This is a genomic window from Streptomyces beihaiensis (genome assembly GCF_026274175.1).
In the GTDB taxonomy this organism is placed as follows: Bacteria; Actinomycetota; Actinomycetes; order Streptomycetales; family Streptomycetaceae; genus Streptomyces; species Streptomyces beihaiensis.
In genome coordinates this window covers 1-685 of record NZ_JAPHNL010000226.1, presented here as the reverse complement: position 1 = coordinate 685, position 685 = coordinate 1, and the positions used below count along the sequence as shown (strand labels likewise).

Below are 685 nucleotides of genomic sequence, written 5' to 3'. Positions count from 1 at the left end.
GCCCGCGCGCGCCGGCGCCGAAGACCCGGCCCCACTGGGCGAGCCGGTCGCGGCCCTCGGCGAGCAGCAGCATCAGGTACCCGGCGGCCGCGAGCAGGAACCACAGCCAGTCGGCGCTGCTCCGGGACAGGCCCGCCGCGACCGAGTACAGGGCGAGCAGCGGCAGTCCGGCCGGGGCGGCGCTGCGGAACGTCACCGCGAGCGCGTCCACCGCCAGGCCGATCACCAGGACCCCGCCCACCAGCATCAGCCGGATGCCGTCGGTCAGTGGCGCCGGGATCGCGTACCGGCTCACGTCCTGGCCGCCCGTCTGGAGCAACAGCCCGAACTGCCGCAGCGCGTCCGGACCGGGCAGGACCCCGCCCAGCGCACGCCCACCGGCGAACACCACGGTCAGCAGCAGCAAGGAGACGACGGCCTGCGCCACGACGGTCAGCGGTCTGGGCAGCGGCACGCGGCGCGCCAGTGCGCCGGCCGCCGCCTGGATCACCAGCAGGATCGCTGCCTGCAGGATCCACGTCGAGCGGTCGACCAGGGGCAGCAGGGTGCACGCGGTGAGGAACGTGGCCAGCGTCGCGCAGACCGACAGGCGGGCACCGCCGCTCATGGCCGGCCCCCCGTCGTGCCCGGCATCGCCGCCGCGGGCGGTGTGACGGCGCCGGCGCCCGCGCGCTCGCGGTCCGCC

1 protein-coding gene is annotated in these 685 nt (G+C 76.9%); it reads right to left on the bottom strand.

What is annotated here, in order from left to right:
- On the bottom strand, positions 1 to 607 hold a 607-nt coding region (locus OFY01_RS18305), incomplete at its 3' end, for a DUF3488 domain-containing protein (RefSeq protein ID WP_266601244.1).
- Between the last annotated feature and the right edge of the window lie 78 nt (positions 608 to 685).